The sequence below is a fragment of the Microvirga sp. GN3 genome, from assembly GCF_055792825.1.
Genome location: NZ_JBVVAK010000158.1, coordinates 1 through 16,632, shown reverse-complemented (window position 1 = coordinate 16,632; position 16,632 = coordinate 1). Strand labels below are relative to the sequence as shown.

15 protein-coding genes and 2 pseudogenes are annotated in these 16,632 nt (G+C 63.0%); 13 read left to right on the top strand and 4 right to left on the bottom strand.

The annotated features are described in order from the left end of the window. Window positions 1-62: 62 nt before the first annotated feature. The 3 genes from ACS5Q1_RS39260 to ACS5Q1_RS39250 all read right to left on the bottom strand — a co-directional run bounded on the left by ACS5Q1_RS39260 (window position 63) and on the right by ACS5Q1_RS39250 (window position 1,831). On the bottom strand, window positions 63-434 hold the full coding sequence (locus tag ACS5Q1_RS39260) for an SRPBCC family protein (protein ID WP_473103322.1): 372 nt from the start codon (window positions 432-434) through the stop codon (window positions 63-65). Beyond that, window positions 431-769 (bottom strand): ArsR/SmtB family transcription factor, encoded by a 339-nt coding sequence (locus tag ACS5Q1_RS39255; protein ID WP_473103321.1) that lies wholly within the window; start codon window positions 767-769, stop codon window positions 431-433. Before ACS5Q1_RS39255 ends, ACS5Q1_RS39260 begins: the two co-directional genes overlap by 4 nt. A 180-nt stretch (window positions 770-949) precedes the next feature. Next, a complete protein-coding gene (locus ACS5Q1_RS39250; protein ID WP_473103320.1) occupies window positions 950-1,831 on the bottom strand; it encodes a LysR family transcriptional regulator in 882 nt (293 codons plus the stop codon). Between the two features lie 103 nt (window positions 1,832-1,934). On the opposite strand from ACS5Q1_RS39250, the pseudogene ACS5Q1_RS39245 reads away from it, so the two are divergent. The 3 genes and pseudogenes from ACS5Q1_RS39245 (at window position 1,935) to ACS5Q1_RS39235 (ending at window position 3,601) form a co-directional block, all read left to right on the top strand. Further along, window positions 1,935-2,643: pseudogene (locus ACS5Q1_RS39245) on the top strand (glutathione S-transferase family protein). A 180-nt stretch (window positions 2,644-2,823) separates the two neighbouring features. Beyond that, window positions 2,824-3,189, top strand: a complete 366-nt coding sequence (locus tag ACS5Q1_RS39240) for a nuclear transport factor 2 family protein (protein WP_473103319.1) — start codon at window positions 2,824-2,826, stop codon at window positions 3,187-3,189. Window positions 3,190-3,289: 100 nt separating this feature from the next. After that, window positions 3,290-3,601 carry a putative quinol monooxygenase gene (locus ACS5Q1_RS39235; protein ID WP_473103318.1) on the top strand — a complete coding sequence of 104 codons (312 nt, stop codon included), beginning with the start codon at window positions 3,290-3,292 and terminating at the stop codon, window positions 3,599-3,601. A 622-nt stretch (window positions 3,602-4,223) separates the two neighbouring features. On the opposite strand, the gene ACS5Q1_RS39230 is transcribed toward ACS5Q1_RS39235, so the two are convergent. Next, on the bottom strand, window positions 4,224-5,126 hold the full coding sequence (locus ACS5Q1_RS39230) for a LysR substrate-binding domain-containing protein (protein WP_473103317.1): 903 nt from the start codon (window positions 5,124-5,126) through the stop codon (window positions 4,224-4,226). An 89-nt stretch (window positions 5,127-5,215) separates the two neighbouring features. Here ACS5Q1_RS39230 and ACS5Q1_RS39225 point away from each other — a divergent pair, with 89 nt between their 5' ends. The 10 genes and pseudogenes from ACS5Q1_RS39225 to tam form a co-directional block, all read left to right on the top strand. Further along, window positions 5,216-6,421, top strand: a complete 1,206-nt coding sequence (locus tag ACS5Q1_RS39225) for a 4-oxalomesaconate tautomerase (RefSeq protein ID WP_473103316.1) — start codon at window positions 5,216-5,218, stop codon at window positions 6,419-6,421. Further along, window positions 6,354-7,340, top strand: coding sequence for a Bug family tripartite tricarboxylate transporter substrate binding protein (locus ACS5Q1_RS39220; RefSeq protein ID WP_473103315.1), 987 nt, complete (start codon window positions 6,354-6,356; stop codon window positions 7,338-7,340). The genes ACS5Q1_RS39225 and ACS5Q1_RS39220 overlap by 68 nt, the downstream gene beginning before the upstream one ends. A gap of 89 nt (window positions 7,341-7,429) precedes the next feature. Further along, window positions 7,430-7,708 carry a hypothetical protein gene (locus tag ACS5Q1_RS39215; RefSeq protein WP_473103314.1) on the top strand — a complete coding sequence of 93 codons (279 nt, stop codon included), beginning with the start codon at window positions 7,430-7,432 and terminating at the stop codon, window positions 7,706-7,708. A 141-nt stretch (window positions 7,709-7,849) separates the two neighbouring features. Next, the gene (locus ACS5Q1_RS39210; protein WP_473103313.1) at window positions 7,850-8,518 is read left to right on the top strand and encodes a tripartite tricarboxylate transporter TctB family protein; all 669 of its coding nucleotides are present in this window, start codon (window positions 7,850-7,852) and stop codon (window positions 8,516-8,518) included. Beyond that, window positions 8,518-10,023: a tripartite tricarboxylate transporter permease gene (locus ACS5Q1_RS39205; RefSeq protein WP_473103312.1), complete on the top strand. Its 1,506-nt coding sequence runs from the start codon at window positions 8,518-8,520 to the stop codon at window positions 10,021-10,023. The genes ACS5Q1_RS39210 and ACS5Q1_RS39205 overlap by 1 nt, the downstream gene beginning before the upstream one ends. A gap of 55 nt (window positions 10,024-10,078) precedes the next feature. After that, window positions 10,079-11,365 carry an ATP citrate lyase citrate-binding domain-containing protein gene (locus ACS5Q1_RS39200; RefSeq protein WP_473103311.1) on the top strand — a complete coding sequence of 429 codons (1,287 nt, stop codon included), beginning with the start codon at window positions 10,079-10,081 and terminating at the stop codon, window positions 11,363-11,365. 60 nt (window positions 11,366-11,425) lie between these two features. Further along, the gene (locus ACS5Q1_RS39195) at window positions 11,426-14,128 is read left to right on the top strand and encodes a CoA-binding protein (protein ID WP_473103310.1); all 2,703 of its coding nucleotides are present in this window, start codon (window positions 11,426-11,428) and stop codon (window positions 14,126-14,128) included. Between the two features lie 47 nt (window positions 14,129-14,175). After that, window positions 14,176-14,826, top strand: a complete 651-nt coding sequence (locus ACS5Q1_RS39190) for a TerC family protein (protein ID WP_473103309.1) — start codon at window positions 14,176-14,178, stop codon at window positions 14,824-14,826. Between the two features lie 11 nt (window positions 14,827-14,837). Then, window positions 14,838-15,224 carry an acyl-CoA thioesterase gene (locus ACS5Q1_RS39185; protein ID WP_473103308.1) on the top strand — a complete coding sequence of 129 codons (387 nt, stop codon included), beginning with the start codon at window positions 14,838-14,840 and terminating at the stop codon, window positions 15,222-15,224. Between the two features lie 126 nt (window positions 15,225-15,350). Beyond that, window positions 15,351-16,118, top strand: a pseudogene (tam, locus tag ACS5Q1_RS39180) (trans-aconitate 2-methyltransferase); the annotation flags it as partial. Window positions 16,119-16,632: the final 514 nt, after the last annotated feature.

Sequence of the window (16,632 nt, the reverse complement as noted above, 5' to 3'; positions counted from 1 at the left end):
CGCCGACTTGCACCGCCTGGCCCGCCGCGAGTTCGGCCGCCTGCAGCAACGGCCTGAGCTCATTACCAGCTTCTTTCGGCACGCAGGTCTCTCCGTTGCAGGTCTTTAGTGAAGATCATTAGAGCACCGGATTCATCACTGAAACCATCAAGAGCCGTGTAATGATCGATCGGGCTGATGGTCTGATAATCCATGCGGCCCCAGTACTCCTGCCCATCAGGATCGACCATGGCATAGTGCCAATGCCCACCTTCTCTGAAATCCATGGCCTTGGTTTTCGTCGTGAGCGGTTTGGGCGCAAACCATTGGTCGAGCAGCTCGCTTTTCGTATGGCAATCCCAGACCAGTTGCCGTTTGGCGGCAAACTCTCGCCTGATCGTCATGGTGTTGTTTTCTTTGTCTACAAGGAAGTCAAACTGCAAGTCAGCTTTCATTTTTCCTCTCCGCTCAGTCCCGATAACAGGTTGTCGAGATTGTCATATCGGCTTTTCCAAAGGGCACGTTGTTCACCGAACCACCGTTCGGCAGCAGCCAGCTTCCTGGGCTTTAGCGTGCACGTGCGGACACGGCCGATTTTCTTGGAACCAATCAGCCCCGATGCTTCGAGCACTGCGATATGTTTCACGAATGACGGCAAAGCCATATCGAATGGCTCGGCCAGTTCACTCACCGTCGCCGGCCCTTGACCGAGCCGCTGAATGACGGCCCTGCGGGTTGGATCGGCAAGTGCGTGAAAGACAGCGTCCAGTGCCGAGTGATTGTTTCCCATTTGGCTAACTATACAGATGCCCTATAGTTAGGTCAATGGCTAAGTGTTTCTGCCTTGAGGATCGCCGCTGTGATGCCTTGCAGAGGCCTCTGAGGATCAGCGCCGAAGATTGTAGCTAAAACCATCAGACTTGATTCCGATTCCTGCGACGGAACTGGTTCCTCTCGTCGAGACTGCCTGTTAGCCGCCTGCCAGGAAGTCGATGACGGCCCTGACAGCGGGAAGCTCTCCGCGCCGATGCGGCGTCAGGATCGTCGAGGTCACGCTTCCGGCAGACCAGTCCGGCAGCACCCTCACCAGTTCACCGGTTCCGATGAAAGGGGCCGACATGGTTTCGGGAAGGCATGCAATCCCGAGGCCTGCCGCCGCAGCCCGCAACAGCACCAGGGATTCATCGGCAACCAGCCGCGGCGCCGGGGTGACTTGGATCTCTGTGCCATCATTGTGCGTCAGCCTCCATGTCTTTGATGTGGGTCCTGTCAGCAGCCCGTCGTGTCCGACAACGTCATCAGGGTGCTTCGGCGTATCCCGACAGGTTAGGTACTCCGGCGCGGCGACCAGCGTGATCCGCTCCACCGTCATCCGACGCTGCATGAGGTCGGAATCGGGCAGCGCCGCGAAATGGCTCCGGATGGCAATGTCGAAGCCCTCGCGAACCAGATCGACGAAACGGTCGGTGATGTGGAGTTGCAGATCCAGTTTGGGATAGGCGCGCGCGAGTGCCGGCAGACGATCGGCAAGGTGGAACTGCGCCACCGGCACGGACGCGGTGATCCGCACAGTTCCTTGCGGCTCCGCCTGCCGCCGCTGCACCACGCTCTCGGCCGCCTCCGCCTCGATGACGGCCGCGCGGGCGTGGTCGTAGAAATCGCGACCAACATCGGTCAGCACGAAACTGCGCGAGGTGCGATGGATCAGGCGAATGCCGAGGTCGGCCTCGAGCTCGGCGACGCGCTTGCTGACAGTCGATTTGGGCATGCTCAACTGACGGGCAGCCGCAGCGAAGCCTCCGTTCTCTACCGCTTGGACGAAAATATGCAGATCGTTGAAGTTGAACCTCATATCCAGCGTTCACATTCATGGACTTTAAGTTTCAAAAGTACCAGCTACAGCGTCGAAGTCCATAATGGCATGGTGATGTCGTCGCAAACAAAGGAGACACATCATGGTCCAGACCCTCATGTACGGCGTCCCGTCAGGGTGCTCGTTCGGCTCGATCGTTGCCCTGGAATGACTCGGAGAGCCGTATCGGCTCTGCCGCATCGAGATGCCGGCGGTCGTGACGAGCGATGCCTATCGGAGGCTCAATCCGGTCGGCGAGACTCCGACGCTGGTGACGGCTGCGGGCGAGCGGATCAGCGAAAGCATGGCGATCCTCAATCATCTCGGCGCCCGTGGGATTGGCAAGGGATTGTCCTTCGCGCAAGGCACGGCAGGGTTCGATCGCCTCAACCAGATGCTGGCCTTCCTCAACACGAGCTTTTTTCAGCGCCTTTGGCCCACTCTGGTATGCCCTTGAGCATGAAGCAGAGGGGCCGAACAAGGACGTCCTTAGAGCCTATGGTGCGACACAGGTCGCGAGAGTTCATGCCAATCTGGAAGCAATGCTCGGCAACAAGGAGTGGCTGCTGGGTGATCAGCGCACGCTGGCTGATGCCTACTTCATCGGCGTCGCCCGGTGGACGAAGTATCATGACGTTGTCGATCGGCGCGACTATCCCGGCTTGCAGCGCCTCTTCGAGAAACTGGAGGCGGATCCGGCGGTCCGGTTCGCGCACGCGATCGAGCGTGGCGAAGTGGCTGTCAGCACCGGCGGGTTCAAGGGAGAGATCTCTTTGGACGACGTCCTGCGCCAGCAGGCACTCGCAGCCTGATCCAGGACGGAAAGCCCGCCTCGCAGTGAGAAGCGGGCTGTCCGCGTTATTTTGGCCCTTCCTCCTTTCAAGAACCGCTTCGATCCCGATCGATTACCTCCGACGTAATCGACGCCATGTCCTGCCCCGGCCATGGTTCTCACGCCGGAACTGATCCGGCCATCGAACAGGAGACCTCCCATGACCGACGCTGTCACCATCGCCACCCGCTACATCGCCCTGTGGAACGAGACCGATCCGGATCACCGCAAGGTCCTGATGGCAGACCTCTGGAACGAGGCTGGCACTTACCGCGATCCTCTCATGCAAGGTGAAGGCCATGACCAGATCGACACCCTGATCGCTGGCGTGCAGGGACAGTTCCCGGGCTTCCGTTTTGCCCTCGTGGGACAGCCCGACGGCTACGGCAATCAGGTGCGCTTTTCCTGGCAGCTTGGTCCGGAGGGCGGCGACGGCCCCATCAAGGGCACCGACTTCGCGACCCTGGAGAACGGCCGGCTCAGAAGCGTGGTCGGCTTTCTCGATCAGGTGCCGGCCGCAGCCTGAAGCTATGGGGAGGGACTGGCGCATCGCCTGCCGCGCCAGTCCTCGCCGAACCTTCCACCAGCCCACACGACGACAAAGTTTCCAGACCGAGGAGCGTACGATGGCAGTAACCTACCTGATTAAGTTCGATGTCATGGCGGATCAGCGCGATCGCTTCCTTGCCCTGCTCAACGGCGTTCTCGACGCGATGCGCAGCGAGCCCATGTTCCATCAGGCGTTCCTGCACGAGGATCCCGAGTCGGCAAACCGGTTCATGCTCCTTGAGACCTGGGAGAGCCACAACGACGTCCTGGAAGTCCAGCTCAAGCGATCCTATCGTGAGGCCTGGTATCAGGCTCTCCCGGAGCTTCTCAGCAAGCCACGGGACGTCACGATCTGGGAGCCGCTGCGGGCGGACATCCAGCGGGCCTGAGCGGAACCCTATGTCTGGAAAATGGAGCCGGATCCAAGTTGGTGGCCATTGTTACCGAATGCCCTAGGGAACCGTGGCGGGTACAAACTATGCTACCTCGGCACCGCTAGAGTCAGCTCTGGGTCGAGACTGTGTGAAAACTCAAACCGAACCGACGATGGCGAACTATTCGTACAAGCTCGCGCCCCTGCACAGAGGATTCCCCGCCTAATCAAAGCCTGCGAGACATAAAGTTCCCCCGAGGCGTCGCTCGTCAGCGTTTTCACACAGGCTCGGTCAATTGCCGACTTCTCATGAATGTCCGGTGTGCCCGCCTTATGCGGACATTCGGCGTACTTCAGGAACGTGCCACAAGCGGCCCTTCCGGATCGCAGACCAATGATGGCTTGCCTAAGGCTGGGAGTTGGCCTTGCACGTTTGGGAAGATTCGCACGGCGGGGAACTATCGCGGACATGAGGCACGTCTCACCGACAAGCGTCTGGTCAGTATGACCAACCCTGTTGGAATGTTCTACTTGGCTGGGATAAGCACTGTCCTCGTAGACCGTCCGGCGTCTATGGGCTGAAGCTTCTTTGCTGGACCTCTTTCGGAAGAGCCTCGCATTTCGGTTTGGCTACTGCGCTAGGGCGCGTCCTTCCACGTTCCCAGGAGCATCTCGAGGAAACGCTCGGCAGCGGGCGCCAGGCGGCCGCCACGCCGCCGCACCACACCAATCGTGCGTGACACTTCCGGGTTCCGGATCGGTCGCGTGACGATGATGGGGTGATCGCCTTGAGGTGTGGCAAGTTTCGGCAGGACCGAGATGCCCAACCCAGCCTCCACGAGACCCAGCGAGGTCGAGAGGTGGGTCACTTCATATGACCAACTCAGACTCACTCCGGCTCGCACGAGCGCTGCATCCAAGATGATGCGGTTGCCGCTGGTCCGGCTGACGGCAACAAGCGGCTGGCCCTCAAGATCCGACCACGCGAGAACGTCTCGCTGCGCCAGCGGGTGGTCCCGTCGGCACGCCAGGACAAAGGGATCCTCGATCAGGGGTTCGAAGATCAGCTCCGGATCGGACGCCCCGAGAAGGTTGATGCCGAACTCGACCTCGCCCCGCGCCACGCTCTCCAGGCCCTCGTTTGCGGACAGGTCCAGGATCCGGAAGCGAATGTTCGGGTACTGCTCGTTGAACCGTGCGATGACGGACGGCAGGAAGTAGAAGGCTGCCGTCGGGACACAGGCAAGCGAGATCAAGCCTCTCCGCTGTCTGCCGACATCGCGCATCGCGAACAGCGACGAGTCGAACTCATCGAGCATGCGTCGGACGAGAGGCAGGAACTCCCGTCCAACGTTCGTCAAGGCCACGCGCCGGGTCGTGCGCTCCAGCAGGGCAGCACCGACAGCGGCCTCCAGTCTCTGGATGCGCCGGCTGAGCGCCGGCTGGGACAGGTTCAGGGCCTCGGCCGCGCGATGGAACCCCTCAAGGTCCACAACTGCAACAAAGGCACGCAAATCAAGTGCTTCGAAATTGATGCTCATGACGCATCAATAGCACCGATCTTTGCATTTCAAAGTAGATTCGAGATCTGAGATGGTCCTCGGGCAATAGAACCAATGGATCTGCCGCCGTGCATGCCACTCTCCCCACACCGAATACTAGCGCTCTGCGGGTTCCCTGCGTGCTCATGCGCGGCGGGACTTCGCGGGGGCCATTCTTCCTCGAGGCGGATCTTCCCATCGCCCCTGCGGAGCGTGAGCGCTTCCTGATCGCCGCCATGGGGTCTCCCCACGTGCTCCAGGTCAACGGTATCGGCGGCGGCAACCCGATGACCAGCAAGGTTGCGATCGTCAGCCCCTCGTCCCAGCCTGGAGCCGACGTCGATTACCTCTTCGCCCAGGTCTCGACGGACCGGGCCTTCGTCGACTTCAGCCCGAACTGCGGCAACATGCTGTCCGCGGTGGGCCCCTTCGCGATCGAGGCCGGCCTGGTGCCGGCCGAGATCGGCGAGACCACGGTCCGGATCTTCAACCGCAACACCTCGACCACGATCGAGGCCGTGGTCCAGACCCCGGCCGGCATCGTCGAATACGAGGGCGAGACCGCGATCGATGGCGTGCCCGGCACGGCAGCCCCGGTCAAGCTGACCTTCCTTGATGCACTCGGCTCCAAGACCGGCGCGTTCCTGCCCACCGGCCACGTTCGTGAATTCATCGAGAACACGCCGGTCACGCTCCTCGACTACGCCATGCCGATGGTGCTGCTCCGGGCCTCCGACCTGGGCCTCTCCGGCGATGAAACGCCCGATGAACTCGAAGCCAACCTGGACCTCCTGGCCCGCCTCGAGGCCATCCGGCTGGAGGCAGGACGCCGCATGGGCCTCGGCGATGTGTCGGGCAGCGTCGTTCCGAAGCTCGCGATCCTGTCCGGCGCACGCCACGGCGGGACGATCACCTCCCGCTACTTCATGAACGCGCAACGCTGCCACAAGGGCCACGCCGTCACGGGCGCCCTGTGCATCGCGGCCGCCTGCCGCCTGCCCGGCAGCGTTGCGCACGACCTCGCCACTCCCAGTCTCACGTCATTAGTGAACCTCGAGCACCCAAGCGGCCGGACCGAGATCGACCTGAGCTTCAATGACTCCGGTCATGTCTCGCGGGCAAGTCTTGTCCGCACCGCCCGCAGAATCTTCGAGGGCAATGTCATCGTCCCGGCAAGCGCTGTTGCTGCGCCTCTGGAAGGGATACAACACGGAGGAAACCATGCCCATGACCATCACACGCCGACTGCTCTGTTGCGCACTTCTGGCCTCAACGACGATTGCGGCACCCTTTAGCGGCGCGATCGCTCAGGACAGCTTCCCGACGCGGCCGATGAAGCTCGTTGTCCCGTATGCCGCCGGCGGCGGAACCGACGCGATCGCCCGCCTCGTGGCGCAAGGCGTCGGCGAGAGGCTCGGACAGAGCCTGATCGTCGAGAACAACGGCTCCGCCGGGGGCAACGTTGCCACCCAGCAGGCGGCGAAGGCCGAGCCCGACGGCTATACCGTCCTGATGGCCAACCAGGGACCGATGGTGGTCAACCCCCATCTGTTCAAGAACGTCAAGATCGATCCCCTGACGGCCTTCGATCCCCTCACGCTCATCACGGCGGCGCCGCTGGTCGTGGTCGTGCCGAAGAACTCGCCGCACAAGACGATCAAGGAACTGGTCGAGCACGCCCAGAAGAACGCGGGCAAGCTGACGTACGGGTCCGCGGGCAATGGCTCGGCGAGCCATCTCGCCACCGTCCTGCTTGCCCAAGAGGCGAATTTTCAGGCCACTCACGTGCCATACCGCGGCGCAGGGCCGGCCTTGAACGATCTCCTCGGCGGCCGCATGGACTTCATGGTGACCACCGTGCCGTCGGTCCTCGGTCTCATTGAGAGCGGCGACGTGAAGGTCCTTGCGGTCACGTCCAAAGCCCGGGCCAAGAAATTCCCGGAGGTGCCCTCCGTGGCGGAAAGCGGATGGCCGGCCTACGAGGCAACTGCCTGGTACGGGTTCGCCGTTCCGAAGGGTACGCCAAAGGACGTCGCCGAGAAGATCCGGAAGGCAACGGTCGAGACCATCACGACCGGTGTCGTGCGGGAGCGGCTCGAGAACGAGGCCGCGGAGCCGGTCGGGAACAGCCCGGAGGAGTTCGCGGCCATGATGAAGACGGAATCCGCCCGCTGGGCCGAGATCGTCAAGAAGTCATCCATCTCCATCGACTGATCGATGGCGCAGGAGCAGCACCACCCCAAGCGCTTCGGATTGAGGTTGCCGGGGGTGGTGCCTGCGAGCCACGATGGAAGATGCTCCGCATGCCGACGTACATCGTCATTGAAAGCGGGACCGACCGCGTCCTCGGCGTCACGGAAGCGACCGACCCGGTTTCAGCCTGCATCGAAGTCTCGCGCCGTTCGGGCAACCCAACATCGCGAGTCCTGTACGAGATCCGAGCCAATCCGAGATACGGGGATTGGCTCGCCTACGAACTCCCAGGGCAGTTCGACGATCCGATCGCCTGGGAGATGTTTGGACTGGACGCCGTCAGGCACGGACGGCTGGTCACAGTGATTGCCCACCGATCGGCGAGGTGAACGGCCACTGCCGGCCTTACGCTCCCTCGGGCCGCCTCGGAGGCTCCGTGTGGGAAGCGAAGCAAAAGACCTGCGGATAGCAGGCTCTCAAACAAGTGGATGGAAACCAGCGCACCACGGGGTGCGCCAGGGAGGTGAAACATGTCTGAAGTCATGTCAGGAGACGTCCGCCCGACGCATGCCGGGCCCCTTCGTTCGCCGCAGGGCCTCGTTGCCGGACTGGCGCTCATTGCACTCGCGGCCCTGGCGCTCTGGCTGACCAGCGACCTCGATCAGGGCACCTTGCAGTCCATGGGTCCCGCGCTCCTGCCGCGTTGGCTTGCCATCGGTGTCGGCCTCTGCGGACTTGTCCTTGTTGGGACAGGCTTCACGACGCACGGCCAGGGCCTGGATCGCTGGAGCCTGCGTGGCCCTGCCTTGGTGATCCTTGCAATCGTCGCCTTTGCCGTCGCCATCCGGCCGTTCTCGCTCGGTACGATCACCTTGCCGGGCCTCGGGCTTGCGATCGCCGGGCCATTGGCGATCATCATCGGGGGCTATGCCTCCCATGAAGCTCGCCTGCGGGATCTCCTGATCCTCGCGCTCCTGCTCACGCCGTTCTGCATGGTCCTCTTCGGCGACGTGCTCAATTTGCCGATCCCGATCTTTCCGCAGGCGTTCGCCGATCTTTTCCCGGCGACCTGGTCACAGAAGCAGATCCTGCGCCTTACGGCCGCTCTCTTTGCCGGCGGCGGACTGCTCGTACTCCTTCTCCGCCCTCGTAACAACGACACGTCGATTGACGTGGCTGACCACTCTGGGAGGATCTGATGGGTGACTTCTTCTCAAACCTGAGCCTCGGCTTCGGGGTCGCATTGTCGCTCCAGAACCTGGGCCTCGCCTTCCTCGGCTGTCTCGTCGGCACTCTGGTGGGCGTGCTGCCCGGCGTCGGGCCGATCGCGACCATCGCCATGCTGCTGCCGATCACGTTCGGACTCGATCCCACCGGCGCGCTGATCATGTTGGCCGGTATCTATTACGGCGCGCAGTACGGCGGCTCGACCACGGCCATCCTGGTCAACATTCCCGGCGAGGCCACCTCTGTGGTGACGGCCCTCGACGGCCACCAGATGGCCCGGCAGGGTCGTGCCGGCGTGGCGCTCGGCATCGCCGCCATCGGCTCCTTCTTCGCCGGCACGGTGGCCACCCTGGTCATCGCGGCGCTCGGAAAGCCACTCACCGGCCTCGCGCTGCTGTTTGGCCCGACGGAGTATTTTTCCCTGATGATCATGGGCCTGGTCTTCGCCGTCGTGCTCGCCCATGGCTCGATCCTGAAAGCGGTGGCCATGATCCTTGTCGGCATTCTGCTCTCGACGGTCGGCACCGATCTGGAGACCGGCGAGGAGCGCATGACGTTCGGGCTGCCGTTCCTGGCCGACGGCATCGATTTCGCAGTGCTGGCCATGGGCATCTTCGGCATCGCCGAGATCCTGCGCAACCTCGATCACACGGAGACGCGGGACGTGGTGAGGCAGGCCATCGGACGCCTTCTGCCCAGCAAGGACGACTTCAAGCAGTCTTACAAGCCGGTGCTGCGCGGCACCCTTATCGGCGCCATCTTGGGCATCCTGCCCGGCAATGGCGCTGTCCTCGGCCCGTTCGCCGCCTATACCGTGGAGAAGAAGCTCGCCAAGGATCCCAAGCGCTTCGGCCGTGGGGCGATAGAGGGCGTGGCTGGGCCGGAGAGCGCCAACAATGCCGGTGCGCAGACCTCGTTCATCCCGCTGCTGACGCTCGGCATCCCGCCAAACGCCGTGATGGCCCTGATGGTCGGTGCCATGACCATCCACGGCATCATCCCGGGTCCGCAGGTGATGACCAAGAACCCGACCCTGTTCTGGGGCATGATCGCCTCGATGTGGGTGGGCAACCTGATGCTGCTCATCATCAACCTGCCGCTGGTCGGCCTGTGGGTGCGGCTGTTGAAGGTGCCGTACCGCCTGCTGTTCCCGGCGATCCTGATGTTCTGCTGCATCGGCATCTACTCGATCAACTCGCTGCCGACCGACGTGATGTTCATCGCCTTCTTCGGCCTGGTTGGTTACGGGCTGATCAAGTTGGGCTTCGAGCCGGCGCCGCTGCTGCTCGGCTTCGTGCTCGGCAAGCTCATGGAGGAGAACTTCAGGCGTGCGCTGATCATCGCACGTGGTGAGATCACGACCTTCATCGACCATCCGGTGAGCGCCGGTCTGCTCATCGTGGCAGCCATCGTCTTCCTTCTGGCGATGTTGCCGACGATCCGCAAAGGACGGGACGAGGTTTTCGTCGAAGACTGACATCAAGGGGCAAGCATTCGGTATTTGCGTCACACCCTAACATTGGAGGTTCACAATGCAGATCACGGGCATGCTCCATGGAGCCAAGCTCCTGCAATTCGCCGGGTTTTCGACGTCGGAAGTCCTTGGCCCTGACGCCAGCGAGGAGGAGATCCGGGCGCTGATCGACCGCCACGGCAGCGTCTTCATCAAGCCGGTGTTCAAAGGCGGCGTCGGCAAGAAAGGCAAGGCCGGCCTCCTCGGCCGGGCGTCCGACTTGAAGACCGCACTGACGGAGAAGGAACGGCTCTACTTCGTCGAGCATCGTGTCGGACACATCGTGGCCAAAGCCAACGGGGTCACGTTCGAAGGCGCGGTGCCGGCCGAGCACGAGGTCTACTTCTCGATTTCCGACTCGACCCGCTTTCGCGCTCCGACCATGACCCTGACCCACCACGGCGGCATGGACATCGAGGAGATCGACAAGAGCCTCGTGGCCCAGATCCCCTTTGACGCGCTGACCGGCCTCAAGGCCTTCGTGGTCGCCAACGCCCTCTCGGAGTTGAACGCCCCGAAGCAGATCATCTCACCGCTGGTGCAGCAGCTCCCGAAACTTTGGGAACTTTATCACAACTTCGGCATGACCGCCCTGGAGCTGAACCCGATCCGGATGCGGCCGGACCGCAACGGGCGCCTGACCCCGGTGGCCTGCGACTTCAAGTGCGGCTTCGACCGCGACGATCCGCGCTGGGAGCGGCTCAACCTGCCCAACCACCTGTTTGCCACCGACTACTCGGACTTCGAGCTGGAGATTAACCAGCTCCGCACCTACCAGGGACAGAGCGACGTCTACGTCATCAACCCGCAGGGCACGATCCTGGCGCCCACCTTCGGCGGCGGCGCCAACTCCCTCGTCACCCAGATGCTGGGCGACGATGCAATCATCTCCTCCGACTTCGGCGGCAACCCACCCTACGCGAAGATGAAGGAGGTGGCCCGCATCTGCTTCAAGCACTGGCTCAAGCAATCGAACGTGCTGTTCATCATCGGCGGCAAGTCCAACAACACCGACATCTTCGAGACCTTCCGGGCCATGGCCGACGCCCTGCGCGAGCACTTCGGCAAGCATGGCCCCTCGCCGCTCTATGTCGTGGCCGGCCGCGGCGGGCCCAACCTGGTGCGCGGCATGGGCGCCCTGCGGGACACGCTCGAGGCACTCGGCCTGCCGTATCGGCTGTTCGGCTTCGACTCCGACATGAGCGAGGTCATCAATCACGCCCGTGCGGCCGATGCCTGGATGAAGGCCGGCGGCCGTGACGAGGTTGCGGCGAAGCTCCGCATTCCGGTGGCGGCAGCCGCCTGAGCAGGACCGTTCACGTAAAGACATTCAGCGGAGGCTGATCGAGAGACTGGAGGAGACACAATGTTCAAGCAAGGCGTCGGCAGCTTCAAGTATTACGTGGGCATCAGCTCGCTCGACCAGATCGCCACGCGTGACGATCGGGTGTGCGTGCTCAACATCCTGGGTGGCGAGTCGAGCGACGTCACCCCGGTGGGCCATGTCTACTCAGGCGGCAACGTGGTGTTCGGCACCTCGCCGGGCCGCAGCGGCCAAGTCCTGGAGACGCCGGTCGGGAACGTGCCGGTCTACAGCAACGTCCGTGAGGGTCTCGAGGCGGGGCATCGCTTCAACTGTGGTGTGATCTACCTGCCGCCCTCAGGCGCCCGTGACGGTGTCGCCGAGCTGATCCGGGTCAATCCCGAACTCAAGAAGATCTTCATCGTCACCGAGAAGCTGTCGGTGCACGACTCGCGCGAGATCCGCGCTCTAGGCCAGCAGAATGGGATCGACATCTTCGGCGGCAACAGCCTCGGCGTGGCGGACTCTTGGAACCAGGTCCGCATCGGCGGGGCTCTCGGCGGCGACAATCCCGGCGAGGCGCTCCGGAAAGGCTCCATCGCCATCTTCTCGAACTCGGGCAACTTCACCACGACCATTGCCACCTACCTGCGCATGGCCGGCTGGGGCACGACTACGCTGATCTCAAGCGGCAAGGACGTGTACATCCACTACGCCGCCCCCGAGTTCGCGTTCGCGCTGGCCAACGACGCCCGGACCAAGGCCGCTGTGCTCTACGCCGAGCCCGGCGGTTACTACGAGCTCGATGCCACCTTCACCAAACCGGTGGTCGCCTGCGTGGTCGGGCGCTGGAAATCGAAGCTCACCCGCGCGGTCGGTCACGCCGGCGCGATGGCCGGGGGCAACGACGACGCTCAGGCCAAGGAACAATGGTTCATGGCCAAGTTCGGGGTCGACGGCATCTTCACGCCGGAGAATCCCGTCTTCTCGCCCCGGGGGGCTGTGGTCGCCAACATCGCCCACATCCCGCTCGCCCTGACGGCGGTGATGCAGGCCAATGCGGCCCGCCCCGACTTCGAGCCCGAGGGCAGCCTGGCCCTCAAGCCGTGGTTTGGCTCGAGCCAAGGCATCGTGCTGCCGCCGGAGCTTGATTTGCCCGTGGTCACGGCGGCAAGCCCCTACGACAGGCAGATTGAGCACCTGAACCAGCAGATCGGGGCGGTGTTCCCGCGCCAGGCGATGAAGGACGCCTCCGGTGCCTCGCAGATGGATCCCAGGACCCAGATCACGTCCCTCCATGGTACGTCCATGCTGGATGCGGCGCAGTTCCCGGCGGAGTCGAACATCTGCCTGTCGCTGCTGAAAGGACCAGGAAGCGAGAACGACCGGAAGCTGGTCAATGTCGCCGTGGGGGCAGAGATCAACCTGTTCGGCACGCCAACTCTCGTTGCGGCCCAGGCGGCGCGGGAGGCCGGCAATGCTCCCAACACGGTTCTCGCCGCAGCTTGCAGCATTCTGGGGCCGCGGCACGCGGACCAGGCACGCCAAGCAGTGCGGGCGCTCGTGGAAGGCTTTACGGCAGCGGGATTGCGGAGCGCCCTCGACGAGGAGTTTGATCTCGGTCTGGTCGACTTCGATGGCGCCGCAAACCTGTTCGTGTCCGATCGGCCTGACGCGAAGGCCGAAGCCTTGCTTAACGGATTGCAGGCCCGCGGCGTGAAGTCCGTGTTCATGCGTTACCTGCGCACTCTCAACGGGCATCCGACGGCTGACGCCGTTCTCGCCGCAGTGGCGACGACGCTGGCGTGGGAGCCTCTGATGCGCAAGCGCATCTCGTTGCTGACAGCGGAGACGTTGCCCTGGTGGCTGCGCCTCTTCGGCGCCCTGATCGGCGCGTCGGCTGATGCCAGCCGGCACCAGGAGGATGCCTTCTGCGGGATCCCCAATGAGGAGATCGTCAGCTCGCGGTCGCTGACCGAGGTTGCCTTCGCCGCCCTGGTCGGCACCGAAGCCACCCCCGACCACCTATTTGCCTTCCAGACCCTCGTGGGCCTGCTGCTCTCGAACGGGCCGGGTACGATCTCGGCTCAGGGCGCCAAGGGCGCGGTTTCGGCCGACGGCCCTGAGACGCCCGAGCGGGTGCAGCTCAACAAGGCACTGATCGGCTTCCTGACCCATTCCGGTTATGCCCATGGGGGTAACGGCTACGAGGGCATCGCCTTCCTGATCGAGCAGTTCCAGGACGCCGATCTGATCGATCCGGGGACTCCGGATCACGGCATCGACCTGTCGGCCCTTGCCCGCCGATATGCAGGCGAGTACGCGACCTACAAGGCTAACAAGAAGACAACCGGGAGCCTGGACATCCGGAAGATTCCGGGCGTGAATCATCCGGTCTTCAAGGACAAACCGGTGAACCACGATCCCCGTGAGATCTTCGTGCGGGAGCTGTTCGGGCGACGCGAGGAATACAACGTCTTCCACGAATACTACCTGGAACTCGTTAAGGCGCTATACGAGACCGGCGTGTCGCGCAACGTCTACTGCGTCAATATCGATGCGGTGATCGCGGCCCTGCTTCTCAAGATGCTGTGGCAGCCCTACCGCGACGGTGCTCTGACCCAGGAGGATCTCGAGACGAGCGCGTTCACGATCTTCCTCTATGCCCGCATGCTCGGATGCGCCGCCGAGATCGACGACCACCTCAACCGGGGTCGCAACATGGACACGCGAACGGCGGCATCGAAGTGTCAGTACGTGTCCTGACTTGGGCAGGACACCCGCACGGTTGAGACGATCACAGGAGGCCAGGAATGAGCGAACTTCTGACGACCGAGGCCTTATCGGCCTTGCTCCAGGTGATCATGATCGACCTGGTGCTGGCCGGCGACAATGCCGTCGTGATCGGATTGGCGGCGGCAGGGTTGCCGAAAGAGCAACGCAACAAGGCGATCCTGATCGGGATCATTGCGGCCACTGTCCTGCGCATTGTCTTCGCGGGTCTGACAACTCAGCTTCTCCAGATCGTCGGCCTGCTACTGGCTGGCGGTATTCTCCTGCTGTGGGTGTGCTGGAAGATGTGGCGGGAGCTGCGGGCCGGCCATGCGGAGAAGGATCTCGAGGCCGAGGAGGCTCTTGAGGACCGCGACCTGGACAGCGACGGGCTGATCGCCGAACATGCCCCGAGCAAGACCTTCGGCCAGGCGGCCTGGCAGATCGTGGTCGCCGACGTGTCGATGTCGCTCGACAACGTCCTGGCAGTGGCAGGAGCCGCGCAGGACCATCCGGTCGTTCTTGTCTTCGGCCTTGTCCTGTCGATTGCCCTGATGGGGATCGCCGCCAGCTTCATCGCCCGTCTGCTTCAGAGGCACCACTGGATCGCCTATGTGGGTCTGGCCGTCATCCTCTACGTGGCTGTCGAGATGATCTACCGCGGAGCCCTCGAAGTCTGGCCAATGTCGTGAGGAGAACAGTCATGGAGTCTGGCAAGATCGAAGTGCGCGAGGCGGTCATCCGGACGATCGCGATGCCGTCGGATACCAATCCTGCGGGTGACATCTTCGGTGGGTGGTTGATGGCGCAGATGGACTTGGCGGCCGGCAATGCGGCCGCGCGGCGTGCCCGGGGACGCTGCGTGACCGTCGCGGTTGACGGCATGGCGTTCCACAGCCCGGTTCAGGTTGGGGATGAGGTCTCGGTCTACGCCGACCTGATTTCGACAGGACGAACATCGATGAAGTTTCAGGTCGAGGCTTGGCGCCGCTCCCGCGACGGTGACGAGCAGATCAAGGTCACCGATGCGATCTTCACGTTCGTGGCCATCGACAGCGGCTCCCGTCCTCGCCCGTTGCCTTCCGGCTGAATTCGTGGAGGAGCAATTGGAGCCCCGCCGCAGACGCACGCCAGTCGTCGCGAGGAAGCCTCTGTCCCTGATTGCAGTGGCGGCCGAGGGGCGAAAAGGAGCAGCACAGTGAACGAGGACATCTCGATGTCCGACCTGGACGCCGATCAATACCTGAAGTTCGAAGCCGAGCGCACGCGCCCATCGGCTGATCTCCTGGCGCGTGTGCCGTTGACCGAGGCACGGCGATGCATCGACATCGGATGCGGGCCGGGAAACAGCACCGCGCTCATCCTCGGTCGCTTCCCGGAAGCGATTGTCACCGGCCTCGACAACTCCCCGGGTATGCTGTCCAAGGCGCGGGAACGATTGAGAGGGCTGACCTTCGAGGACGCCGACCTAACCACATGGTGGCCGGACGTGCGTTTCGACCTGATCTTCGCGAACGGTGTCCTGCAATGGCTGCCGGACCACCAGCGGATTTTGACCCGTCTTGTGTCGTTTCTGCATGATGGCGGTTGCCTTGCCGTTCAGGTTCCCAACACCGTCGACGAGCCATCCCATCGGTTGATGGAACAGGTGGCAAGCGATGGCCCCTGGGCAGGGAAGCTGTCGGCCGCATCCGTCGGCAAGGAGAGCGCCGGAACGATCGACGAGTACTACGCCTGCCTGCAACAGACGGGCTGCACATTCGATCTTTGGGAAACCACTTACCTTCATCCTCTCGCCGGCCCCGGTGCCATCGTCGAGTGGTTCAAGGGTTCGGAGCTGAGGCCTTACCTGAAACTCCTCACTGACAAGGAACGACGGGAGTTCTTGAGCCGGTACCAGTCAGCGCTCGCGAAAGCGTATCCGGCTCAGAATGAAGGAAAGGTCCTGTTGCGCGTGCCCCGGGTCTTCTTCGTTGCTCAACGCAGCCGAACGAGGAAGTCTATTGCTCCGTGGTCCTCGGATCCAGGAACCGGCCGCCGGACGGGTCGTGTGGTCGAATTGGAACCGACGACGGTCTAGGGCCCGGTGCCAGCCAGCTTGCTCCCTGACACGGCGGCAGGGCGGCGGCTGCCGCCTGAGGTTAGGCGCAACAGCCCCGTTCGCAAATCGCAATCACCAAACCATTCCGGTCGCCGGGAAATATCTCGGCAGGGATGCGGACACGAACCTGCTGGAGGGGCGGTAGCGCCCGTTGAGCGCGATGACTGTTCGATACACCATACAAATTGAAAGAAACATGTATGGCACGGTGACAAGCTTCAATTCGGATTTTGCCGATCGCCAGTCTGAGTGATCCGTTCGAAGTGTGATGGTCCGCTAATGGGATGGACCGGCCGTGCTTACCGGCGCACCCTTCATCAGGGGCGCCCAGCACGAGGATTTGAGCCATGCCCAAAGCTCCGCTTCAGCAAGTTGCCACCCTTGGCATCGACATCGG